This window comes from Bremerella cremea, assembly GCF_039541315.1.
Taxonomy (GTDB): domain Bacteria; phylum Planctomycetota; class Planctomycetia; order Pirellulales; family Pirellulaceae; genus Bremerella; species Bremerella cremea.
The window spans coordinates 1643854-1666772 of the sequence record NZ_BAABFZ010000003.1; the positions used below are offsets into that span (position 1 = coordinate 1643854).

Consider the following 22919-nt stretch of genomic DNA (forward strand, 5'->3'; position numbering starts at 1 on the left):
GCACCCCAGGACAGCGAATGTTCCCTTCACGACGCGAATTCTTGCAGCAAAATGCCTGGGGCTTTGGTTCCCTGGCGTTGTCCTCGTTGCTGATGCAAGAGGATGCCGATGCGGCATCTGGTCAGTCAGGTGTGCTTGCCTCGCCCCATCATCCCCCGAAGGCGAAGCGAGTCATTCAGCTCTTCATGAGTGGTGCGGCGAGCCCGATCGATATGTTCGATCACAAGCCGTTTCTCGATAAGCATCATGGCGAAGACTCGGACTTCGGCGAACATGTCGAAGCATTTCAGAACGGACTTGGTCCCTGGATGAAATCCCCGTTCCCGTTTCGCCCCTACGGCAAATCAGGCAAGATGCTGAGCAACGTGGTCGCCCCGCTGGGAGCGTGTGTCGACGACATGGCCTTTGTGCACAACATGGTCGGCAAAAGTGGCGTGCATTCGCAAGCCACCTACCTGCAAGCGACCGGTTTCGATACGCCGGGCTATCCTGGCATGGGTGCCTGGATCAGTTATGGGCTGGGAAGCTTGAACGACAACCTGCCTGCGTTCGTCGTTCTGCCCGACCATCGCGGCTTTGCGAGCAACGGGCCTAAGAACTGGAGCAGTGCCTTCTTACCGGCCAGTACCCAGGGGACCGCGATATTTCCACAGCGTGCCAACCCCATAGAAGACCTCATGCCAAGCTCGTCGTTCACCACCAAGGCAGGCGATGCCGACAGCATGCGATTGCTTGAGCAGATCAACGGCCAATATCAGTCGCAGCGTCCCGGTGACTCGCGACTGGAAGCACGCATCCGAAGCTACGAGCTGGCCGCCAAGATGCAGTTGAGTGCTCCCCAGGCGCTTGATATCTCGGACGAACCGCAGCACATTCTGAAGATGTATGGTCTCGATCGGATGGGGTCCGAGTATCCGGCCGAAATCAACGCCCCGGAAGAGATCGAGTACTTCGGCCGTAAGTGCCTGATCGCGCGACGACTCATCGAAAGTGGCGTTCGGTTCATTCAGATCTGGTCTGGCAACGACAACGGTTTCCCCCGCCGCAATTGGGACAGCCACGAAGATATTCGACGCGATCATGGTCCCCTGGCCACCGGCATGGCGGTCGGTACGGCGGCTCTGATCCAAGACCTGAAACAGCGCGGGCTGCTCGACGATACGATTATCCTCTGGACGACCGAGTTCGGGCGGATGCCTTCAACCCAAGGCAATGTCGGCCGCGACCATAATCCGTATGTCTTCACCAATTGGCTATGCGGCGGCGGCATCAAACCAGGCGTCACCCATGGGGAGTCGGATCAGTGGGGATACAAGCCGCTCGATCGCGATCATCCAACCCAGGTCTACGACATTCATGCCACGATGCTGCATCTGCTGGGAATCAATCACGAAAAGTTGACCGTGCGGCACAACGGAATCGATCGCCGACTGACCGATGTGCACGGCCACGTCATTCACGAACTACTCGCGTAGAAGTTCCATCAGGCTGAGAACCTTTTCGCCTGCCATGAGATTGCTTCCCGCGGCAATATTCCAATTTGCATATCGGGCATGCGGATATATACTGAGGTTTTTCCCGCCTCCATTTTTCTGCATCTGATCTTATGATTTCACGACTCGCGATCGTTCTCGCAATCGGTCTTGGCTCGGCACTTCAAGCTGAAGAAATCGACTTTGCTCATCAGATCGTGCCCCTTCTGAAGCAGCAATGTGGCAAGTGCCATAGCGGCAACCAGAAGGAAGGTGGTTTCTCGCTGAATACTCGCGAGACGGTCCTGGCCGGGGGCGAATCGGGCGTTGCCGTCGTTTCTGGCAAGACCGATCAAGGCGAACTGTTGGCACGCGTGACCACCGACGATGAATTCACGCGGATGCCGCCCGAAGGGGACGGACTCGACGAAGAACAGATCACCCTGTTGAAGAAATGGATCGCCGGTGGCGTGACCTGGGAGCCAGGTTTTACCTTCGGCGAACCAATCTACGAGCCACCGCTGAAGCCTCGTCGCCCGGAACTTCCGCCGGCAGTCGCTGGCCGCACCAACCCGATCGATCGCATCCTGGATGCTCAACTGGCAGCTGAAGGCGAGGCCCCCATCGCGCCCCTTGGCGACGAAGCATTTCTGCGGCGTGCCTATCTCGATTTAATAGGTCTGCTGCCGACGCCTGAGCAGCGGAGTCAGTTCCTCAGCGATGCCAGTCCAGATAAGCGAGCCCAGCTCGTTCGCGAACTTCTGGAACGTGACGTCGACTATGCCGAACATTGGCTCAGCTTCTGGAACGACTTGCTCCGCAACGATTACGCCGGAACTGGTTTCATCACCGGTGGGCGTTCGCAGATCTCGAAGTGGCTGTATAACGCGCTCGTGACCAACATGCCGTACGATCAATTCACGCAAGAGTTGATCGCACCACCGACATCCGACAGTTCTGGGTTTGCTGGTGGCATCAAGTGGCGTGGAGAAGTGAGTGCCGGGCAAACCGTTGAGATCCAATTCGCCCAGAACATGGGGCAATCGTTCCTTGGCATCAATCTGAAGTGTGCCTCGTGCCACGACAGCTTCATCGATCGCTGGAAGCTGAAAGATTCGTACGGGCTCGCTGCCATTTACGCGGAACGTCCGCTGGAACTACATCGCTGCGATAAGCCGATCGGCAAGATGGCCGAGGCTGCCTGGCTGTTCCCGGAACTAGGTCAGATCGATCCGAACGCCGCCAAGCCGGAACGCTTGAAGCAGCTTGCCGCCTTGATGACGCATCGCGAGAACGGCCGATTCACTCGTACGATTGTCAATCGCTTGTGGCATCGCATGATGGGCCATGGGATTGTTCATCCGACCGATTCGATGCAAAGCCCTCCGTGGAATGACGACCTGCTCGACTTCCTGGCCGAGCACCTGGTCGACAACCACTACGATCTGAAAAAGACTCTCGAACTGATTGCCACGTCGCAGGCCTATCAAAGCGAAGCGGAGCGCGTCACCGAAGGCAAAGATGACAATGGCTACGAGTATGCTGGGCCGCGTTCGAAACGGATGACGGCGGAACAGTTCATCGACTGTGTCTGGCAGGTAACCGGCACCGCCCCGAGCAAGTTCGACGCCCCAGTCGTGCGAGGCAAACCAATCGCAAAACAAGCGGACGCATTGGCTGTGACCGGTTCCTGGATCTGGAGCCGAGCCGATGCATCGAACGCGGCCGCAGGCGAAACGATCTCGCTTCGCAAAGAGTGGGACATCACCGAACCGATCACGACTGCATTCGCGGTGGTGACGTGCGACAACTCGTACACGCTGTACGTGAATGGCAAACAAGTCAAAGCGGGCGACAACTGGGAAGAACCGAACCTGATTCCACTGACTTCGCTAAAGCAAGGGGTTAACGAAATCCTGATCGTCGCGAAGAATGGTGGTAGTGGACCGAATCCGGCTGGCCTCTTCTTTGAGGCACGCCTTGGCTCTGGAGATGCTCCGGCGCAGGTCTTGGCCTCGGATGCCACCTGGCAATGGACGTCTGAAGTTCCTGCGAAGTCGGGCAAGTTTCCCAAGCCTCCTGAAGATTGGCAGCCAGCCGAGGTCGTGAAATCGCAGCAGGTCTGGATGAGTCGGATTCAGCCTCAGTTGACGCAGCTACTCGCTCAAGGTGTCGATGGCTCGCAAATGATGGTGCGAGCTTCGCTGTTGAAGAGCGACTTCCTGATGCGGTCGCTGGGTCGTCCAAACCGTGATCAAGTTGTCAGCGTTCGTCCATTGGAACTGACTACGCTCGAGGCAATTGATCTTTCCAATGGCGAAACCTTGGCCAGCATGCTGCACCAAGGTGCCGAGCACCTTCAGCAGCAGTCGTGGCAGTCGCCCGAAGCGATGGTTACCTGGCTGTATCAGTTCACATTGAGTCGAAACCCGACCGAAGCCGAGTTGACGACACTCAGCCAGTCTCTGGGTGATGAGATGTCGACCGAGGCAATTGAAGATGTCCTGTGGGCGGTCTTCATGTTGCCAGAGTTTCAACTCGTTCATTAGTACATGCGGGCCTAGCCCGACGGAGTTTATCCATGGATCGTCCAGCGATTCGACGTCAGTTCTTGAAGCAGATGGCCGCTGCCTCCGCCGCGACGATGATGGCAGGCGCGCCCCGACTTGTTGAAGCCAACGAAGGGGAACCGATCGAACACCCTGCCCCGAAGGCGGACGCGTGCATTCTGCTGTGGATGGCGGGCGGCATGGCAGCCCCGGACACGTTCGATCCGAAAAAGCACGTTCCCTTCGAAGTCGGCACACCGGTATCGGCAGTCGAAAGTACCTTCCCGGCGATCGACACGAACGTCGACAACATCAAGATCTCGGAAGGGATGGAGAACATCGCTCAGGTCATGGATCGCGCGACGCTCATTCGCTCGCACGTTCTGCCTGACCTCGGCAGCATTCTTCACTCTCGTCATCAGTACCATTGGCACACCGGCTACGTTCCTCCGCAAACGGTAGCCTGTCCGCACATCGGTGCGTGGATGGCCAAAGTGCTTGGTCCGCAAAATCCGGTGATGCCTGCCTTCATCAACATCGGGCAACGCCTGGAAGGTGTCGGCGAACAAGAGGAACTGAAGGCCTTCACCACGGCCGGATTCTTCGGCAGCGAATTCGGCCCGATGAACTTGCCTTACCCGGAACAAGCGGCTCAGTCGGTTCGTCCGCCGGAAGGTATGAAGTCGGACCGGTTTGCCAATCGCAACAAGCTATTCCGCAAGCTGATCGATCAGTCGCCACAGCGCGAGTTCCTGGGAGACTTCCAGCGCGAGTCGCTGCTCCGTTCGATGGATAACGCTTATCGGCTGCTTAGCGCGAAAGAGCGCGAGGCGTTCGACATCTCTCTGGAACCGAAAGAGTCGTACGAGAAATACGACACCGGGCGTTTCGGCCGAGGCTGCTTGCTGGCTCGCCGGTTGGTTGAGAACGGGGCTCGCTTCGTGGAAGTCACCACCGAGTACGTTCCGTTTTTGAACTGGGACACGCATGCCAATGGCCACACGACACTGCAGCGGATGAAGAAAGAGATCGACTTGCCGGTCGCTCAATTGATTCGTGACTTGGAAAGCCGTGGCCTGCTCGATCGCACGCTTGTGATTCTCGCCAGCGAGTTCAGCCGCGACATGATCATGGAAGGCAAGCCAGGATCGAACGCCTTCGACCAGGCGACCGAGAAGGTCGAAGTCTTCCAAGAGATGAAGCACTACGGGCAGCACCGCCACTTCACCGGTGGCTCGTGCGTGGCGATGTGGGGGGGCGGCGTGAAGAAGGGTCACCTTTACGGCAAGACGGCCGAGCAACGACCATTCGTCGCGGTCGAGAACCCGGTATCCGTAATGGACCTGCACGCGACCATTTTCACCGCGATGGGAATCAGCCCGAAGACGGTTTACGACATCGAACGTCGTCCGTTCTATGCGACCGAAGATGGCAAAGGCAAAGCAGTCAGCGAGGTCTTTGCATAGTCGCAACAAGTATTGCTGGAAGCCAACAAAAAAAGAGCTGCCTGACAGAGGTAGCCAGGCGGCTCTTTTATTTTGATGCGAGTCGGGATCGTGAAACTAGTTCAGGATCTTTTCCAGACCAGCGATGACGGCGTCGACCTTCAGGTCCTTAGCCGAAGCAGCGGCGAAGTTCGCCTTCACTTCACCACCCTTGGCCAGGATGATGGTGACTTCAGCCTTTGGATTGATGCCGTAGTTTTCTGGGCCGTTTTCAAATTCGTTTGGCAGAACGATTGGCACGTTGTCGGCAGTAACGGTCTTGGCCAGCTTTTCAGCGTCAGCCTTGGCCGAAGCCTTTTCGTCGCCGAGGTAGTTCACGAACGAACGCAACTGCTTGTCTTCGTTAGCGGCGATGGCCTTGTCCAACTGCTGGACCAGATCGACCACCTGCTTATCGCCGGTGCGGGTAAACACGATCACCTGTGGACGACCACCGTTTTTGCAGCGGTAGCAGAGGTTCTTACCAACATCGACGCCATCTTCCGAGGCACCGGCCAGCTTGGTCACGTAGAACGCGCCAATCATTTCGCCCGTTTGCAGACCGCTCTTGGTTTCTTCCGCCATGCAAAGCGAGGAACCGGCAACCAAAGCGACCGCAGTAAGCATCATCGTCAAAAGCTTCATCAGAGAACTCCTGGAACAAACCGAGGGGAACAGAATGGGGAGGTAACGGAGGGGACGCAACGACCGAGTCCTTCCACCTTGGCGGTACCGGACTGGGCATCCAGATCAGATGCAGTATCCGCAATCCCATCCCCAGCTACAAGTCTTGAGTATGATTATCCAAAGGAAACCGCGTTTCTGTTATGCTGCTAACAAACACCGAAAACTTGCTTCAGTTCTCGCTGGTTAGGCCGAAAATTAAATGAATGCTCTGCGTTTGATCTGCCTGTCGTTTGCCTTAATTTGCGCAAGTGTCCCGTTGCTAGCCCAAGCTTCGCCGGTCGAACTGGCTCAATATCGCTCGCCCGTGGACGTCGCCCTGTCGAAAAACGGCGAATGGTTAGTCGTCGCGAATCAATCCGCTGGCTCGATCAGCCTGATCGACACCCGCCGTCAGGTAGTGCTCGACGAGCTGGCCGTCGGCAAACACCCCACCGCGGTGGCGATCTGTCTCGATGGTGACCACGTCCTGGTGAGCTGTTCTTACAGTGGTCAGGTCTCGCTCGTTCAGGTGGACGGCAATACGCTACAAAAGAAGAAGACATTCGACGTTGGTTTTGAACCAAATGGCCTGGCGATTTCTCCCGATGGCCAAAAAGCCTACACCGGGCTGGTCGCGACCGGCGAAGTCGCCGAACTTGATCTGGAAGCCGGCCAACTCGTCCGTAAGTTTCCGGTCGGACCTTGGCCTCGTTATCTGACCGTCACGCCGGATGGCTCGAAACTGGCAGTCGGCTGCAGTGGCGAAAGCAAGATCGTCGTCGTCGATATTGCCTCTGGCGAGATCGCCTATGCCGAGAAACTTTCTGGCGGTATCAACATCGGTCACCTGCAATGTTCGGCCGACGGAAAGCACGTCTACTTTCCCTGGATGGTTTATCGCAGCAATCCGATCAGCCGCGTCAACATTCGCCAAGGCTGGGTTCTGGGAAGTCGGATTGCCCGGGTTCGTCTGGATGGCCCAGAGTATCGTGAAGCAATCACTCTCGACGAATCAGGAACCGCCGTCGCCGATCCGCATGGCATGGTCATCAGTGAAAACCAGAAACGAATGGTGGTTTCGGCATCCGGGACGCACGAACTGCTGGTCTATCGTCGGGCTGATCTCCCTTGGGAAGGTATCGGCGGACCCGGCGACTTCATCGATTCGCGGTTGATGATGGACAAAGATATGTTCGGCCGAATCGACGTCGGTGGTCGCCCGATGGGCATGGCGATGGCGGACGATAGCCGAACCGTTTACGTTGCCAACTATCTGAAAGATGCCGTGCAAATTGTCGATATCGAATCCCGCAAGCTGCTGGCAGAGATCCCGCTGGCCCCAGCGATCGAAGTCACCCAGATCCGTCTCGGCGAAGCGTTGTTCTTTGATGCTCAGCGGAGTCTTGATCAGTGGTACAGTTGCCACTCGTGCCACTACAACGGTGGTGTGAACTCGAAGGCGATGGATACCTGGAACGATGGTTCCGCGTTGACCATGAAGACGGTGCTGCCACTGTACGATGTCGATAAGACCGGACCATGGACCTGGCATGGTTGGCAGGTCGATCTGAACGATGCGATGCACAAATCGTTCACCACGACGATGCAAGGCGAGAAGGTCAGCGAAGCAGAAAAGGAAGCGATTCTGGCCTACCTGAAGACCGATCGTTCGCCACCCAATCCATTTCGAGGCAGTGATGGCCAACTAAGCGAGTCGGCCCAGCGCGGCAAAGCGATCTTCGAGAGCAGTGAAGCCAATTGTGCGGCATGTCACTCTGGTCCCTACCTCACCGACGGCAAGATCCATGATGTCGGCTTAGGCTCAGACGAAGATGAATACGAAGGCTTCAACACGCCTTCGCTGGTTGGCATCTACCGCAAAGTGCGATTCCTGCACGATGGTCGAGCGAAGAGCCTGGAAGATGTTCTGGTGGACTTTCACTCGCCCGAAGAAGTCTCCGGCACGCGTGCTCTGTCCGATGGCGAATTGACCGATCTGATTTCGTATTTGAAATCGCTGTAACAAAAAGGCTACGAATACCATGAGCTGCCGTTGGAATGCCACCTGAGTTTTCTGACGCTGGGTTAGCGAGGCCTTCGGTCCTAGATCCAGTTCGATATGCGCATCCGGCTGGATCAGCCAACACTGCTGACTTTCGATACCAGCGTGTGAGAGGTCAGAAAGAGCTGGGGATAGAGAGTCAGATGAGGCATCGATTATATTGCTTCCATTCTGGAAACGATCCCACCCCGCGACTTGAAAGTTCCTTCTTATGCCTGAGCTAACGCAAGATGATGCGATCCAGCAGTTTCTAACGATGGCCCAGGCATGGCATTCCGATCAGGCAACTTGCCATCGAATTATCGAGGCGTTCGTCGCCTTCTACGAAGATATCCAAATTGTCGGAGCGGACCGCGAAAAGTACGACGACGCCGACATGTTCTCGATCGAGACGGGACCAACAAAAGAAATTGGCATCCCTGAAATTGCCGACTTTCGGGGTGTCGGTGATGAGTGCCTGAATGACACATCAGCTCAGAACTACCAAGCCATTATGATTTATCGAACGGTTCACGCCATTGACGAGCTGTCGGACATGTCGGAATTCGACGACGATGCTTTTAACATGAATGCACGGCTATACTTCGACCCGACCGACGACACTAGTTTCAGTGGATGGCAAGGCTTTGTTGAGATAGGGAACCCAACGAAAGTCATTTTGCAATTGCCGGCGCTGTTGAGCGATCCGAAGATTGCCCGCCTGCTCGATAAGGTTCCAGCCAAAGCCGAGTTTTTCGTCGGAGGAGCAGGCTAACGAGACCCGCGTCTTTCGTTTAGTGGCCACATTGGGCTTAAGAACAGTGCCTTTGCCAGGAATCGAACCTGATCTTCGAGCTTCGCAAGCTCGCGTGCGATCCGCCACACTCCAAAGACAATCGAGTAACTCGCCCAGGAATCGAACCTGGCCTTGAACTTTCGAAGAGTTCCGTGCGCTCCGATACACTACCGAGTTATCAGGGTGACCGAGGAGATTTGAACTCCCTCTTCCTGCTTCACAGGCAGGCGTGCCTTCCAAGAACACTTCAGTCACCATGAGTTGGTCACGCGATCTCACCTCAACCAGGCGTGATCGCGTTGACCAATGAAAGTAGTGGGTTCGGGAGTCGCACCCGACGATCCAGGCTTATGAGGCCCGGATGAGCACTGGCTCACCCACGTCAGTTGAATCGAGCTATTCCCAATGGTCTTCCCATCGTTCGCCGAACGATTGTTGCAGGCGGTCGCGATAGGCATTGGATTTGATCTTGGCCATCTGCACGTTCCCACGTGTACCGGTCTTGCAGACGACGCCTTCGATCACGTCCAGCTTTCCCTCACGGACTCGTTCCGCAAATGAACTATTGAACTTGCCTTGAAAGACCACGCGGGCAATCGGAAGTTCGCGAAACAGTTCGATAAATTCAAACGGTCCGAGCATCTCGCCATCGACTGCGACATCGAACATTACCAATCGCTTGGGGTCATCATGTTTGTGCAATCCAGCGAACGAATTGGGTCCGCAGTACTCAGCGAATACCTCCACCACTTGCCATGACTGGCAGCGTTCGTCCTTCTGGAACACGACCTCTAATTCAGCAGTCCATTGCTGCTCGAACAATTCGGCGGCATCCGCAACGTTTCCATGGGCTGCCGCGAATGCTTCTCGACCTGCGTGATCCCAAGTGAAGCGATCACGACGCGTCCCCAGCGCGATCCAGCCTGAAGTCCGTTTCCAAACGAAATGTAAGTTCGTTCCGTCCAACTTCTCGAAGGCAATGCAGCGTCCCAGCGGAAAGTCACGCGAATCGCGAATCTTCGGGTAGTGCAATTTCCTGTTCATGCTGCCTGCGATCAAGTAGCCAAGGGGAGACTTGCACTCCCACGCCCGATGGACACGACGTTCTAAGCGTCGCGCGTCTTCTAATTCCGCCACTTGGCCAAATGGATTACCGGCCTTTAAGCCGATGTTCGATCTCGTCCGTTCGATCTGCAACCTTCGCATCAGACGTCAGCCGATAGATCTCTAACTTGGCGTCGACATAGACCGAAGGCAGATCGACCACCACGTAGTTTTGAATGCGTTTACGAAGCCCTAGTTTGCCGGTCGCCGGGATATTTCTCGGAACGATCAGCCAGCCATTTCCACTGGGAACAAGTCGCTGTTGAATCTGCTCCATTGCAGCGAGCCGACTGGCCTGCGTTAGCATGTTGAGGACATGATTGCAGACAATTGTGTTGAACTTTCCTTCTGGCATGACAGGTCGATAGTAAGGATCGAATGCCTCCCAACCGAAGTGATCGGCATCGCGACCAAACCCGCAGCCATAGTCGAGCGTACGTCCCTCGATCCGTTGCTGCTGGACCAGCCAAGCCGCGCCGAAGCTGATTGTCTCGCGACGAATGGCTCCGCCTAGTTCCTTGATGAATCGAAACCCTCGTTTGCCTTTCAACTTTGGCATACTTCTTCCTTTCCACAAATGGATGAGGCGTGAAGGATTTGAACCTCTCGTCGGCCACCTCACTTTTTTTCGACGGATGCTTTACAGGCATCTGTGAGGGACACGCCTCGAAGTAGCACGCGAGGGACTCGAACCCCCATCCACCAGGATTTGAGCCTGGTCGCTCTGCCTTATTGGCGTAGCGTGCCATGCTGGTCTGCCGAAATGAAATTCGTCCAGGCACGCGGGACAACCTTCAGATCAACAAACCAAACAAGCGTTCCCGACCGGATTCGAACCGGCGATCTCCTGCGTGACAGGCAGGCGAGCACTCCGCTGCTCCACGAGAACTTTTTAATGCGCGATACCTCGCGAAGTGTTGTTAAAACAAAGTACTAGCTGCCGCACGGGTAACACGTGCCAGGGACGGCACGTCGAAAAGCCGACGCAGGTCGCTTTTCGGAGCCGCGAGGAGTTCTGCTCTGAGCTTGGCGAGGGCATAGCGATGGCACGATGCCATCAGCGCCCCAGCAAAGTAGTCCTGGAGGGACTCGAACCCCCGATCGACTCTTTGTAAGAGAGTTGCCGTTGCCGCTGGGCCACAGGACTGTCATCTACTTTTCCGAGCACGCCCCCAAGGATTTGAACCTTGACCGGCTGGTTTGGAGCCAGCCATGCTACCGTTACACCAAAGACGTATCGTGAGCTGCGAGGGTTGGAATCGAACCAACGGCCTCCTGGTTCAGAGCCAGGCGAAACTACCAACAGCGTCTACCTCGCAAAACGTTCGACGTGCATGCGCATCGAGCGAACTTCAGAGTGCCCTGAGGGAATCGAACCCACCTCGCCAGGTTGGAAGCCTGCCACCTAAACCGCTCGGCCAAGGGCACACGTTCAACAAGCTGCGGCGGCAGGAATCGAACCTGCGACAAAGCGGTTAACAGCCGCCTTCCCGTACCAACACAGGACCCACCACAAAAGTCAGGATGGCTGGACTCGAACCAGCGATCTCATGCACCCGAAGCATGCGGATTAGCCAGGCTTTCCCACACCCTGAATTTGCAAGAGCGCCCAGTGGGAGTTGAACCCACACTTCCGCCATGGCAAGGCAGTAGGCTACCGCTACATCATGGGCGCTTGTTGTTTTGGTTTTCAGTTTTCAAAGATCGAAAGAGCACCGGGAGGGATTCGAACCCTCGTAGCCGCACTACGAATACGGTGTCTTAGCCGCTGGACGACCAGTGCTTGTTTGAGGCCAGGCGCAGTTCGATGATTCGACTGCGCCTGACCAACAAAAGTCCGTTGAACTAACCTCGTTTAGGCAGGGCATCGCCTGTCGCCTTCTTATGACCCTTAATCATCGCATGCGCGTCAGGCAGGTCGTTTTCCTGCAACCTCTGGGACGAGATCGACTTCACTTCCCAGCCATCGACAAACGAGCCATCGGGCTGCTTGAGCTTCACGTAGCTATTCAGCTGCGCGTATTTCTCAGGGATCCACGACGTAAGCTCGACCCTCGTGGTAGCACTTGTTTGTTTGACTAATCGACATTGTTGGTAATAGAGCGTCATGGCTTCGATTCCTTGACTTGACACTGCCGGAAAGTGGGATCGGAAGGACTCGAACCTTCACCCGCCTGGTTAAGAGCCAGGGATGCTGCCGTAACACCTCGGTCCCATGTTGTTTGGTTTGGTCGGCGCGGTGGGGTTTGAACCCACGACTCACGTCTTATAAGGACGCCGCTCTCACCACTGAGCTACGCGCCGTCTCTCGTGTATCTCGTGCCGATTGGAAACGCACTTATCGCAGTGGTAGCCCTGGGAATCGAACTCAGCGCAGCTTGAGTATCAGTCAAACTCGGACGACCAGTCCTCGACTACCGTTGGCTCCAGGCACAAAAAAAGCCCGGCATCACTTATGACACCGGGCTTGTTCGCCTCAATCGGTTTTCACCGCTGGTCATAAGCGCAAAATAAACGCGAGATACACGAACTGCCCGTTACCGGACGGTCGCAAATCGCCTTGATTCTGGATTCGATCTATGTTGTTTTTGGTCAACATGGAAAGCACTTACTCAGCGTTTCAAATGAAGGTTGGTATCAAAAGTCTGCAGGTTTAGACGAAGCTGCCCGCCGATGGTTCGCGGGAAAGTTGAGATTCCGCCAAAAAAAGAAGCGGACCATTTCTGATCCGCTTGCTTTGTTTTTTCATTGGCCCACTAGTCTCGCCAGTCGAAGAAGCCAATTTGCTTTAGTTCGTTTTCCAAGGCTTGCTTCTCTTCCTTGGTCAAGTCACGCCATGGCAGCCGTGGTGGTCCGGCTGGGATTCCTACCATCTCCATGATCGCCTTCTGCGCCGGCAACGCGGGATAACGAACGAACGCTTGTACCATTTCGATCGAACGCAATTGCAGTTCGGCAGCCGCTTCGTTCTCGCCGTGACGATACGCCTCGAACACGCGACGATAGAGCCCCGGTGCGAAGTTGTAAGTACTACCCACCGCTCCCTTCGCCCCAGCCGACAAACCACTCAGCAGCATTTCGTCGCAGCCATACAGCAGGTCGAACTGTTCGCCGAAGTGCGCGATGCAGGCCTGGAATTCGTGGATCGACTGGGCCGTGTACTTCACCCCGTTGAGTTGCGGCAGTTCTTCCGTCGCTTGACGCAGGACCTGATGCAGGTCGAAGTCAACGCCAGTGATACGAGGGATGTGATAGTAATAGAACGGCAACTCCGGCGCGCCGCTCATGATCTCTTTCAACGTCGACAGCAGCAACGAAATCGAAGCCGGCTTGAAGTAGGTTGGCGGCGTCGCGCTGATTGCCGTCGCCCCAATCGCCTGGGCATGCTCGGCCAGCTCTTTTGCTTCGCGAACGCTGGTATGGCCGATCTGAATGATGACCGGAATGCGACCGGCGACCGCTTGCACGAACTCTTCGGCGGCAACCCGGCGTTCTGTGCTCGTCATCGAAACACCTTCACCAGTGCTTCCATTGACATACAGACCCGCGATGCCGGAATCGATCAACGTATCGACCATCGGACCGATACGATCCAGGTCGAGATCTTCCTCGGAATTCATTGGGGTGAATGTCGCGGCGACCAACCCCCTCATCCTCATCCGGCCTGATTTGACAGGACTCAATTGCGACTCCGTTCCGCCGAGCGCGTGCGAGGCAGCTTTCATCGTGTCGATGTTCATTTAGTTCCCAGCTCCTGATTGTGGCACTTCCAGGCGAAAAAGAGAAATGGTTTCGTAAGGATGATTTTCTCCGACTTCAGCGAGGCAGCCTACCTGGCCTTCACCCAGTGGGGCGAGACACGAGTATGCCGCATGGCCTGGGAAGAGCGTCTTCTCGAAAGGCCACGACTGGTTCTCGTCGAAGCTTCCCATCACGGTCAAATTGCGTCGCTTCGCTGGGTCGCGAGGACTCGAAAACAGCAGCACGCCTGGGGCATCGGTCGTCGGCCAGGCCGCGCGAATAATGCTGGCCTGACAGACCGGCGATACCAATTCCCGAGCATCGGTGATCTCGCCCCAAGTTGCCCCTCCATCTTTGCTGACTGCCTGGGCTCGGCAACCTTGGCCTCGGTACGATCGCATGTCCATCACCAGGTTCCCCTGATCACCGATTTCGACCACCTGGCATTCGTTCATGTTGGGCTTGATCGCCTCACCCAGCTTCCAGGTTTGGCCATGATCGTCACTATAAATGGCATGCGATCCGAATCCGTAGCCACGCTTGTCGACCGAGCGGTCGATCGGGTAGCTATGGTCACAAGGAATCACGAGACGTCCCTTGTGGGGGCCATGCTTCACCTGAATACCGACACCTGGTCCGGTGGCATACCAACCCCACTCTGGCTTCTTGGTCGAATCGGTGATCTGGACCGGCTTGGTCCACGATTGGCCATGGTCGTCGCTGTGACAAACCCATACGGTTCGTGTCGACTTCGCTTTATTCAGCTTGATCGCCGACTCGTGGTCTTCACCCAGGTTATGCGTCAGCAGCAAATGAATGCGACCGGTCGACTCGTCGAGCACCGGGCATGGATTGCCACACGTGTTGTCCGCATCGGTCCAGACCACGACTTGATCGCTCCAGGTGTTGCCACCGTCCGTCGAGCGCTTCATGAGAAGGTCGATCGCGCCGGTATCGCTGCGTGAGTTGCGTCGACCTTCGCAGAACGCGAGCACGCTTCCGTCGGCCGCCTGAATCATGGCAGGGATTCGATAGGTGTCGTAACCATCGGTGCCACTCTTCCAAACCGCAACAGGCTTCTCGTCAGCGACTCGCTGGTCGAGCTCCTTCATCTGGAAACGAACCGCGACCACCGAGTTCTTTTCGTCAGGGCGATAGCCGACGTAGGTTGTCGCGACGAAAGTTCCGTCGGGCAGACGCTCCAGGCCGGGATAACCAGTATCGAGCGGACGCCCGTGATGCTCTAAAAGGCGAACGCGATATTCGCCAGGCTGCCCAGCGAGGATGTCTTCATAGCGACCGACCCAGCCGACAAAATGTCCGTAGGTGGGACTCTTCTTCACCACATCTCGGAAGACAATCAACAGGCGGCCATCTTCGGTATAGCGAGCACAATGCCGGTCGCCAGTCAGGTTGGCGTGAACTTCCTGCGGAGCCGACCAGGTTTCCCCTTCATCATCCGAGACCATCACCAGCGAGTTCAATCGCCGGGCGTTCTCGCGAATCAAACACATGATTTGTTTGCCATCCGGCGAACGGAGCAAAAACGGTTCGCATGGATTGGCTCCTGCGACGGCAGCCACCATACGCTGATCTTCCCAAGTCAAACCGCCATCGCGCGAGATCGCCTGCCATAGCTTGAGTGGCGGACGGTCGCGATCTTCGTCACCACGGTGGAAGATCGCGAGGTGCTCTTTGCCATCGTTGATCGGCAAGATCGTGATCGGAGCGACGATGCACTTCAGGCCGTTCTTTTCCATCGGTGACCAGGTCTTGCCTTCATCCAGCGAGACCGATTGGGTCATGTCGCCACGCCCGGCAAAGGCAAACAGGCGAGCCGTTCCGTTGGTATCGACCAGGCGATGCAAACAAGGGCAGTTCTCGACCTCGGTCCAGTTCTGCGGGACGTCGATCAAGTCGCTCCAGGTCAAACCACCATCGTCACTTCGCTTCAAGGGACCGCAGCGGCCACCATGGTTGTAGGTCCACGCGGCGAAGATCGTTTTGCCATCCGGCATCAACAGCGTGGTGGGATGCCCCTGATAAACATCCTTGGTTCCGCGAGCAACGACCACTTGTCGCTCGACATCGTCCGACAGATCGATCGTCGGCACGGTGATCTCATCCCCCAGCTTTTTCGGCAGGAAGTTGCCTTCGCTCAAATCGCCGGAGAGCGTGAACTGCTCGACCGTCATCGTTGAACGCCACGGACGAAGGCCGACCAGTCCTAAGGGGCTAGTCACGGATCCCTCATAAACGTTCTCGCCATCAATCGAAACGGTCAGCTTGCCATCAGCCGTCTTCAGTTCGCAGTCGAACATTTGCTTCGGCTGAATATGACTTTTGGCCACCTCGAGGAAACGGGTTTGCTTGCCAAACAAAGGCCCCTGCAGAAACAACCGCTGGGCCTCGCCGTCGAAACCAAACTGGTTGCCAGGACCAATCGAGATGGACGCGGCCGTGTGATTCAGTTCGTTCAACGCGAGCCGAATCTTCACCGTCGCGTTCGGGCCGACAATCGACTTCGAAGCCCAGGCCACATTGCCAACCCCGTCGCCCACTAACCCGGTTGGGGTCGATTTCCATGGAGGACCATCAAAACGAACTTCCTGAGCGACGCCACTAGCGACAGCATGGAGCGTTTCGGCCGATAATAGTTGAGGCAGGATCGCGACGCCCAAGAGCATCACACCGCATGTCGATAAGAAGAGCTTCCAACGGGTCATAAGAGTTCGCTCGGCAGGCTGAAGGGGTGAGGAAGAAGGGAGTTGCCAGGCACGGTGGGTGCGACCTGACTAGACTGAGTTTAGTACTCCACCAATATAATTTCAATCGAATCGGAAATATTCTGTTGAACACCAGAAATAAATATTGCTTTTTTTGTGAAGAGCGTTAGTTTTTAGGTATGGACACTTCTACCACACCCCGAGTCGTTCAGTTGGCCGAGCAAATCATTGCCGATATTGCTGGTCGTGGATTGAAATCTGGTGATGCTTACCTCGGCACGGCCGACGCCGCTCGCATGCTGGGTGTCAGCACCACGTCGGCGAACCGGGCCATGCAGTTGCTGGTTCAGCGAAACGTGCTGACGCGTCGCCAGAAGCGTGGAACGTTTGTCGCCGATGGCATTCATTCCGATTCGCAGCGCACCATCGATCGCGTTCACCTGGTGGTCAACAAAGCCTACCTGTCGACCGAAGGCATGTTGGCCGACGGTGTGATCGTCGGCATCCAAAGTGTTCTCCCTCATGCCGAGATCGAATTCAACCATTTGCCAGGCAGTGACGACACGGCCTGGGTTTCGGAACTGATCGCGAAAACGGCCCGCTCGCAGCAAGCGGAAGGGTTCATTCTCGCTCGATCGTCCCTCACTTCGCAACGATTGTTTCAAGCGAGTGGTATGCCGACGGTGATCTTCGGATCGCGGTTCCCTTCGATTCAAGCACTTCCTTCGATCGACCGCGACCAGGTTCAAGCAGGCAAACTGCTGACGACGTACCTGGTCGATCGCGGCGTGAAGAAGATCGGCGTCCTGATGCGAAGTCAGGTTCTGCCCGGGGACCATGCGTTCCTCGATTCGATCTGGAAGACGTCGGCCGAACTCGGTCTGACGCCCAGTGATCTGACGGTTCGCTTCCTCCCGGCCGACGAACAGGCCATCCAACATGCGACCCGCGACTTGATTCATGAACATGCGGCGGAAGGCTTGATTTGCCGTTCGCAGCCATTGGCCGAGTCGGCCTCGAAGATGGTCCGATCTTCCCGCCAAACCAAAGTCAAACGAACTCCGATCGTCGTGTCGGATATTTACAGCCGTAACCAGGCCCGCCTCCCTTGGCCATCGGTGATCGCCGCCGAGTCGGCCGAGTCGATTGGCGCCCAATTGGCCGAAGCGCTAATTAGCCTGGCGAAAGGACAGCAGCCCGAAGTTGCCGTGCGTAAACTTCCCGTCAGTTTGAACGACCCTTCGGCCTAGCTCTCCTCCCCTACTCTATCCTCTTCACGTCCTTCTCTTTTCTGGTCAGGTGATGTTATGCGAAAGAACTCAGGCTTCACGTTAGTCGAACTGCTGGTCGTCATCGCGATTATCGGTGTCTTGATTGCCTTGTTGCTGCCTGCCGTTCAGCAGGCACGCGAAGCCGCACGCCGCATGCAATGCTCGAATAATCTGAAGCAGGTCAGCCTGGCGATGCATAACTATCACGACACGTTCGGTACGCTGCCCCCTGGGGCGCTGAACGTCAATACGCTGGGTTGGCATGCGTTCATCCTGCCTTTCATTGAACAAGGCCCAATGCACGACCAGTTCAGCTTCGCGGCTGGCGACTGGAATGCCGGCACCAACAAAGAAGGCCCAAACAAGAACATCTTCGGCCTGAATCGTATCGACATGTACATGTGCCCTAGTTCGCCGCGAACCGAAACGACGCATGGTAGCAGCACGCTTGGCGACGGACGCAAACCATTCACGACCCACTACTATGGCGTGATGGGACCTTATGGAACCAATGCAACCGATGGCTCGACCTATCCGCATGAACCGAATCCGTCAGGGCACGGCGGCTTCTGCAAAGGAGGCATGTTCCTCGTCGATGCGAGCGTCAAGTTTCGTGACGTGACCGATGGCTTGTCGAACACTTACGCCCTGAGCGAAATTGGCGGAGACAATGGCAGCTATGCCAGTTGGGTACGTGGCGTGAAAGGGAACGGCATGGCCGCTTCCAAGAACATTCGCTACGGGATTGGCCTGCAAAACGAGTCAGGTGGTAACTTCAACAACATCAGCTTCAGCAGCGAGCACCCCGGCGGCGTTCAGTTTGCCCTCGGCGATGCTTCGGTGAGCTTCGTTGCCGAGACGATCGACTTTTCGGTCTATCAATCGCATGCCAGCAAGGCAGGCGGCGAGCCGATCTCTAGCAACTAAACCTTTCTCTCCTCGTCCCACACGTTCCCTGCAAGGACTCTTCCCATGCGTTCCCATCCGTTCGTCGGACTTGGCCTCGGCTTGCTTATGCTGATCGGGTCGGGTTGCGGCGGCAGCAATCCGAGCGCCACCGACTTTCATGTGAGTGGTACGGTCCAGTTCAATGGGCAGCCACTGCCTGCCGGCAAGATCTATTTCACGCCAGATAGCTCGCAGGGAAACCAAGGGCCGCAAGGTGTCGCTGAGATCAGCGATGGTAAGTACGACACGTCGGAGTCGCGTTTCGGCGTGGTGGGCGGTCCCTACATCGTCCGCATCGATGGCTACGATGGAGTTCAGCCGGCTGATGATGAAGATGGGCTCTTTCCCGATGGCCAGGTCGTCTTCCGAGACTACGAAGTCAAACTGACCCTCCCAGAAGAGAATCATGTGGAAGATATTCAAATTCCGGCGACTGCCGGCAAGAAGAAATAGTCGCTGATGAACCCTGCCAGGAAGTTGCGTTTCGCGGCAATTTCCTGGCGATGGTTGGCATGTTTATAGCCCCGATCTCCAAGCTGTCCCCTACGTGTTCCACGTTTCTCTCGGCAGCGACTTTGCGGCTTATGCTCGAAATTCCAGCCAGTCGTGGCGAAGGTGAGCGTGTAGCCTCCACCCGGTGGCGAATCTTTAGCCTTCCTCTGTCGGGTTACCGAGCCAGCAGCAGCCGAGTGCCTGCCGTTGCCATACCCCTTCGGGAAAAGTTGGCCCCTTCCGGAATATCCGTCGACATAAATACGTATCTCGTTGCTTCAGCGATTTGTTCTCCCTTAAATTAAGGTAGATACTTTAGATGCAGCGCGTCATGATCACGCATGACGATATCAAATGTTCACAGCCCCATCGACTAACCCATCTGCCGCATGCGTATCGTCCATAAGTTGCTGTTGGCGACGGTTCTGCCTGCCCTGTTAATCTGGGTCGTCGGCTACTATGCGGTAGCCGTAAGCGAACGAAGCCTTCGCGAGATCATCGAGGCCCGTTCGGCCGCTCGAGCCGCTGCCGTTATGGACGAAATCGATCGGGCCCTGCGAACCCACGTCGCGAATCTGCAGGCGCTCGCTCGGAGTTCCCAAGCGCGGCAAACCTTGGCCGAGTCGAATGCTCACTTCGGCGAGTTGGAAAACCCTGACCAACGCATCGCCGACCTTGATAAGATCTGGCAAACCGGCACTCTCAGCGAACAACAAGCCTTGCTGTCTGGCCTGATCGACAACGAGCTTTCCCAAGAGCTGCGACTCCGCCAAGAGAAACTGCAAGAGGCGACTGGCTACGCCGTCTATGGCGAGATCTTCTTCACCAATCGTTTCGGTGGCATCGCCGCACTCACCAGCCGGACGTCTGACTATCGCCAGGACGACGAAGTCTGGTGGCAAGAGGCCGTCCAGAACCAGATTTACGTTAGCGATGTGGCGTTCGACGATAGCGCCAACATCTATTCGGTCGATATTTGCCTGGCGGTGGAAACGTCCGAAGGGAAACTGGCCGGGGTGATGAAGGCAGTGTTGAACATTCAGGAAGTGTTCAACATCATCGATGGCCAGTCGCGTTCCGACACCAACGCCCAGACCGAGTTCTTCCTGTTCACGCACGACTATCGCATCATTCGTGGACCACCAGGGCACTCGGCACCGCTGACCGATGGTCGCGAGTACTTCGAGAACCTCAATGAGGACTTCACGCAGAAAGGCCTGATTGCAACCCGGCATCGGCCTGGCGGACAAGGTGAAGTGTTAGCCGCCTACGCAACCTCGGCGAATCAGGCCGACGTCCGCCAGAACTTGCACTGGATTGTGATGGTCCAGCAAGAGGCAGCTTTGGTGTTCGCTCCGATCCATGCCATGCGGCAGAACATCTGGTCGCTTGCGTTGTTCGCAACACTGCTAACCCTAGCCGTAGCCGGGGGCTTTTCGTGGTCCCTCTCGCGACGCATTCAAGAGATCACCGACGCCTCGGTGGCGATTGGCGAAGGCAACTGGGAAACCACGGTGCCCGTCCGTGGTAGTGACGAAGCGACACAGCTTGCCAGTCAGTTCAATCTGATGACCAAGCAGTTAACCGAAATGAACCACGAACTGGTCCATGCCAAAGAAGTCGCCGAATCGGCCAACCGCTCGAAGAGCGAGTTTCTGGCGAACATGAGCCACGAAATTCGCACGCCGATGAATGGCATCATCGGAATGACAGAGCTGCTGCTCAATACCGACCTCAGCACCGAGCAGCGTGAATACCAAAAGCTGGTCCAGAACTCTGCCGACTCGCTCCTTGTCTTGTTGAACGACATCCTCGACTTCTCGAAGATCGAAGCAGGCAAGATGGAGCTCGAGCATCATCCGTTCGCGCTGCGCGATACGCTTGGCTCGACGATCCACACCCTGGCAGGTCGCGCCGCGAAAAAGGGAGTCGAACTAGTCGCCCGTATTGTGCCGGAAGTTCCCGACGACCTCATCGGCGACGCCAGCCGTTTACGACAGATTATCGTCAACCTGGTCGGCAACGCGATTAAGTTTACCGAACATGGCGAAGTGGTCGTCAAAGTCGAGAACGATTCGTTCTCCGGCGAAACGATCATGCTGCACTTCTCCGTTCGCGATACCGGCATTGGCATTCCCCCAGCGAAGCAAAGCCAGGTTTTCGAAGCCTTCACTCAAGCCGATGCTTCGACGACACGTCAGTATGGCGGAACGGGGCTGGGGCTGGCGATCTCGGCGCAGTTGACCCGCATGATGGGAGGCCGCATCTGGGTCGAGAGCGATCCTGGCAAAGGAAGCACCTTCCACTTCACCGTGCGTTTCCGCCGGGCTCCGAAGCAGCATGATTCGCGACCAGCCGCACTCGATACGCTGTATGGCTTGCGTGTGCTGGTGGTCGACGATAACTCGACCAATCGCTTGATCTGTGAAGAGATGCTTTACAGCTGGGGCATGAAACCGAAAGCGGTCGAAAGTGGCAACGAGGCGCTCGTCGAATTGAAGCGAGCGATCGATGATGGCGCCCCGTATCAGTTGGCACTCGTCGACGTGATGATGCCCGAGATGGACGGCATTGAACTGGTGCGTCGCTTGCGGCAAGTGGCCGATCACCCGGCACTGACCATCATGATGCTGTCTTCCGCCGACCGTCCCGCCGATGCCCAGTTCGCGGCCTCGCTGGGGGTGGCGAAATACATCACCAAGCCGATCACCCAGTCGCTGCTCCTCAATGGTATTTCGACGGCGATGGGGACCGCCCGGTCGGATCAGTCAGAAGACCATTCACTGACGCCCGACCTCGCCAAGCGATTCATTCCGCGCAACATCTTGCTGGCGGAAGATGGGGTCGTGAACCGCAAGGTCGCGCAAAGCCTGCTTGAGAATCGTGGCCACCATGTCACGGCGGTAGAAAACGGCCAACTCGCCGTCGATGCGTATCGCAGTGGGATGTTCGATTTGATTCTGATGGACGTCCAGATGCCGGTGCTGGATGGCTTCGCGGCGACGGCAGAAATTCGTCGTCTGGAGCGCGGATCACGCCGGCAGATTCCGATTATCGCGCTCACCGCTCATGCGATGAAAGGAGACCGCGAACGCTGCCTGGCTGGCGGCATGAACGACTATGTGTCCAAACCATTCCGCCCGCAGGAATTGTTTACTGCTGTCGAAAGTGTCGCGCCGGTGATCGTTTCCACAGAAAGTTCTGCTGAAGACCTGAACGGAGAAGACACTTCCGGAATCTCGTACAACCGCGAACAAGCGCTCGACAACGTCGGCGGAAACGAAGTGATCCTGCGTGAGATGCTCGACTTGTTTATGACAGAGTGTCCCAAGCAGATGAATGAGATCAAAGCGGCGTACGTCGCCGGCGATCACGATCGGCTGACGCGGGCAGCCCATACGCTGAAAGGTTCTGTCGCGATGTTTGCCGCAGATGCCGCGATATCGGCCGCGCGTCGAATTGAATTCATGGGCCGCAACGACAAGATCGACGAATTCGAGGTTGCCTGGATCGACCTACAGGAAAAGATCAAACGCCTGACGGCCGATCTTTCGGCAGACCGGGTTCCGTCCGACGAACCTTCCTCGTGAGCACGTTTTGCCAAGCGAGTACTTTTCCAACCCTATTAA

15 protein-coding genes and 15 tRNA genes are annotated in these 22919 nt (G+C 56.4%); 9 read left to right on the top strand and 21 right to left on the bottom strand.

Going from position 1 to position 22919, the window contains the following annotated elements:
- The first annotated feature begins 17 nt into the window (after positions 1 to 17).
- From ABD890_RS08850 to ABD890_RS08860, 3 genes are all read left to right on the top strand, one after another.
- Positions 18 to 1475, top strand: coding sequence for a DUF1501 domain-containing protein (locus ABD890_RS08850; protein WP_345087973.1), 1458 nt, complete (start codon positions 18 to 20; stop codon positions 1473 to 1475).
- Between the two features lie 131 nt (positions 1476 to 1606).
- Positions 1607 to 4021: a DUF1549 domain-containing protein gene (locus ABD890_RS08855; protein WP_345087975.1), complete on the top strand. Its 2415-nt coding sequence runs from the start codon at positions 1607 to 1609 to the stop codon at positions 4019 to 4021.
- Positions 4022 to 4053: 32 nt separating this feature from the next.
- Entirely contained in the window at positions 4054 to 5487 is a 1434-nt protein-coding gene (locus ABD890_RS08860; RefSeq protein ID WP_345087977.1) for a DUF1501 domain-containing protein, read from the top strand.
- A 96-nt stretch (positions 5488 to 5583) separates the two neighbouring features.
- Here ABD890_RS08860 and ABD890_RS08865 read toward each other — a convergent pair whose 3' ends face one another.
- A complete protein-coding gene (locus ABD890_RS08865; protein WP_345087979.1) occupies positions 5584 to 6150 on the bottom strand; it encodes a hypothetical protein in 567 nt (188 codons plus the stop codon).
- 241 nt (positions 6151 to 6391) lie between these two features.
- On the opposite strand from ABD890_RS08865, the gene ABD890_RS08870 reads away from it, so the two are divergent.
- Together ABD890_RS08870 and ABD890_RS08875 are read left to right on the top strand one after the other, a co-directional pair.
- A complete protein-coding gene (locus ABD890_RS08870) occupies positions 6392 to 8194 on the top strand; it encodes a cytochrome c peroxidase (protein WP_345087981.1) in 1803 nt (600 codons plus the stop codon).
- A 250-nt stretch (positions 8195 to 8444) separates the two neighbouring features.
- Positions 8445 to 8987 carry a hypothetical protein gene (locus ABD890_RS08875; protein WP_345087983.1) on the top strand — a complete coding sequence of 181 codons (543 nt, stop codon included), beginning with the start codon at positions 8445 to 8447 and terminating at the stop codon, positions 8985 to 8987.
- A gap of 47 nt (positions 8988 to 9034) precedes the next feature.
- Here ABD890_RS08875 and ABD890_RS08880 read toward each other — a convergent pair.
- The 20 genes from ABD890_RS08880 to ABD890_RS08975 all read right to left on the bottom strand — a co-directional run bounded on the left by ABD890_RS08880 (position 9035) and on the right by ABD890_RS08975 (position 16579).
- Positions 9035 to 9106 (bottom strand) — tRNA-Arg (locus tag ABD890_RS08880).
- Positions 9107 to 9190: 84 nt separating this feature from the next.
- Positions 9191 to 9263: transfer RNA gene (locus ABD890_RS08885), tRNA-His, on the bottom strand.
- Between the two features lie 141 nt (positions 9264 to 9404).
- Entirely contained in the window at positions 9405 to 10052 is a 648-nt protein-coding gene (locus ABD890_RS08890) for an RNA ligase family protein (RefSeq protein WP_345087985.1), read from the bottom strand.
- Positions 10053 to 10068: 16 nt separating this feature from the next.
- Positions 10069 to 10151 (bottom strand) — tRNA-Leu (locus tag ABD890_RS08895).
- A gap of 7 nt (positions 10152 to 10158) precedes the next feature.
- Complete coding sequence (locus tag ABD890_RS08900; RefSeq protein ID WP_345087987.1) at positions 10159 to 10671, bottom strand: class I SAM-dependent methyltransferase; 513 nt, start codon at positions 10669 to 10671, stop codon at positions 10159 to 10161.
- A 113-nt stretch (positions 10672 to 10784) separates the two neighbouring features.
- Positions 10785 to 10859, bottom strand: a tRNA-Leu gene (locus ABD890_RS08905).
- A gap of 69 nt (positions 10860 to 10928) precedes the next feature.
- Positions 10929 to 11001: transfer RNA gene (locus tag ABD890_RS08910), tRNA-Asp, on the bottom strand.
- 185 nt (positions 11002 to 11186) lie between these two features.
- Positions 11187 to 11259 (bottom strand) — tRNA-Val (locus tag ABD890_RS08915).
- Positions 11260 to 11277: 18 nt separating this feature from the next.
- Positions 11278 to 11348, bottom strand: a tRNA-Trp gene (locus ABD890_RS08920).
- An 8-nt stretch (positions 11349 to 11356) separates the two neighbouring features.
- Positions 11357 to 11431 (bottom strand) — tRNA-Gln (locus ABD890_RS08925).
- A gap of 37 nt (positions 11432 to 11468) precedes the next feature.
- A tRNA-Gly gene (locus ABD890_RS08930) sits at positions 11469 to 11540 on the bottom strand.
- A gap of 12 nt (positions 11541 to 11552) precedes the next feature.
- Positions 11553 to 11627, bottom strand: a tRNA-Asn gene (locus ABD890_RS08935).
- A 4-nt stretch (positions 11628 to 11631) separates the two neighbouring features.
- Positions 11632 to 11706: transfer RNA gene (locus tag ABD890_RS08940), tRNA-Pro, on the bottom strand.
- A gap of 10 nt (positions 11707 to 11716) precedes the next feature.
- Positions 11717 to 11787, bottom strand: a tRNA-Gly gene (locus tag ABD890_RS08945).
- 36 nt (positions 11788 to 11823) lie between these two features.
- Positions 11824 to 11895: transfer RNA gene (locus tag ABD890_RS08950), tRNA-Thr, on the bottom strand.
- A 62-nt stretch (positions 11896 to 11957) separates the two neighbouring features.
- Positions 11958 to 12221 carry a hypothetical protein gene (locus ABD890_RS08955; RefSeq protein ID WP_345087989.1) on the bottom strand — a complete coding sequence of 88 codons (264 nt, stop codon included), beginning with the start codon at positions 12219 to 12221 and terminating at the stop codon, positions 11958 to 11960.
- 34 nt (positions 12222 to 12255) lie between these two features.
- Positions 12256 to 12327: transfer RNA gene (locus ABD890_RS08960), tRNA-Lys, on the bottom strand.
- Between the two features lie 13 nt (positions 12328 to 12340).
- Positions 12341 to 12416: transfer RNA gene (locus tag ABD890_RS08965), tRNA-Ile, on the bottom strand.
- 452 nt (positions 12417 to 12868) lie between these two features.
- Positions 12869 to 13852, bottom strand: coding sequence for a dihydrodipicolinate synthase family protein (locus ABD890_RS08970; RefSeq protein ID WP_345087991.1), 984 nt, complete (start codon positions 13850 to 13852; stop codon positions 12869 to 12871).
- A complete protein-coding gene (locus ABD890_RS08975) occupies positions 13853 to 16579 on the bottom strand; it encodes an exo-alpha-sialidase (RefSeq protein ID WP_345087993.1) in 2727 nt (908 codons plus the stop codon).
- Between the two features lie 179 nt (positions 16580 to 16758).
- Between ABD890_RS08975 and ABD890_RS08980 the strand changes: the two genes are divergently transcribed.
- The 4 genes from ABD890_RS08980 to ABD890_RS08995 all read left to right on the top strand — a co-directional run bounded on the left by ABD890_RS08980 (position 16759) and on the right by ABD890_RS08995 (position 22880).
- Positions 16759 to 17829, top strand: coding sequence for a GntR family transcriptional regulator (locus tag ABD890_RS08980; protein ID WP_345087995.1), 1071 nt, complete (start codon positions 16759 to 16761; stop codon positions 17827 to 17829).
- Between the two features lie 57 nt (positions 17830 to 17886).
- On the top strand, positions 17887 to 18777 hold the full coding sequence (locus ABD890_RS08985) for a DUF1559 family PulG-like putative transporter (protein ID WP_345087997.1): 891 nt from the start codon (positions 17887 to 17889) through the stop codon (positions 18775 to 18777).
- Between the two features lie 45 nt (positions 18778 to 18822).
- Positions 18823 to 19251, top strand: coding sequence for a hypothetical protein (locus ABD890_RS08990; protein WP_345087999.1), 429 nt, complete (start codon positions 18823 to 18825; stop codon positions 19249 to 19251).
- Positions 19252 to 19679: 428 nt separating this feature from the next.
- Positions 19680 to 22880, top strand: a complete 3201-nt coding sequence (locus ABD890_RS08995; RefSeq protein ID WP_345088001.1) for a response regulator — start codon at positions 19680 to 19682, stop codon at positions 22878 to 22880.
- The last annotated feature ends 39 nt before the right edge of the window (positions 22881 to 22919 follow it).

Bases quoted from the DNA above. Each gene is read 5' to 3' on its own strand.
- ABD890_RS08850 (WP_345087973.1), top strand. From the start codon at position 18: ATGTTCCCTTCACGACGCGAATTCTTGCAGCAAAATGCCTGGGGCTTT.
- ABD890_RS08855 (WP_345087975.1), top strand. From the start codon at position 1,607: ATGATTTCACGACTCGCGATCGTTCTCGCAATCGGTCTTGGCTCGGCA.
- ABD890_RS08860 (WP_345087977.1), top strand. From the start codon at position 4,054: ATGGATCGTCCAGCGATTCGACGTCAGTTCTTGAAGCAGATGGCCGCT.
- ABD890_RS08865 (WP_345087979.1), bottom strand. From the start codon at position 6,150: ATGAAGCTTTTGACGATGATGCTTACTGCGGTCGCTTTGGTTGCCGGT.
- ABD890_RS08870 (WP_345087981.1), top strand. From the start codon at position 6,392: ATGAATGCTCTGCGTTTGATCTGCCTGTCGTTTGCCTTAATTTGCGCA.
- ABD890_RS08875 (WP_345087983.1), top strand. From the start codon at position 8,445: ATGCCTGAGCTAACGCAAGATGATGCGATCCAGCAGTTTCTAACGATG.
- ABD890_RS08890 (WP_345087985.1), bottom strand. From the start codon at position 10,052: ATGAACAGGAAATTGCACTACCCGAAGATTCGCGATTCGCGTGACTTT.
- ABD890_RS08900 (WP_345087987.1), bottom strand. From the start codon at position 10,671: ATGCCAAAGTTGAAAGGCAAACGAGGGTTTCGATTCATCAAGGAACTA.
- ABD890_RS08955 (WP_345087989.1), bottom strand. From the start codon at position 12,221: ATGACGCTCTATTACCAACAATGTCGATTAGTCAAACAAACAAGTGCT.
- ABD890_RS08970 (WP_345087991.1), bottom strand. From the start codon at position 13,852: ATGAACATCGACACGATGAAAGCTGCCTCGCACGCGCTCGGCGGAACG.
- ABD890_RS08975 (WP_345087993.1), bottom strand. From the start codon at position 16,579: ATGACCCGTTGGAAGCTCTTCTTATCGACATGCGGTGTGATGCTCTTG.
- ABD890_RS08980 (WP_345087995.1), top strand. From the start codon at position 16,759: ATGGACACTTCTACCACACCCCGAGTCGTTCAGTTGGCCGAGCAAATC.
- ABD890_RS08985 (WP_345087997.1), top strand. From the start codon at position 17,887: ATGCGAAAGAACTCAGGCTTCACGTTAGTCGAACTGCTGGTCGTCATC.
- ABD890_RS08990 (WP_345087999.1), top strand. From the start codon at position 18,823: ATGCGTTCCCATCCGTTCGTCGGACTTGGCCTCGGCTTGCTTATGCTG.
- ABD890_RS08995 (WP_345088001.1), top strand. From the start codon at position 19,680: ATGCGTATCGTCCATAAGTTGCTGTTGGCGACGGTTCTGCCTGCCCTG.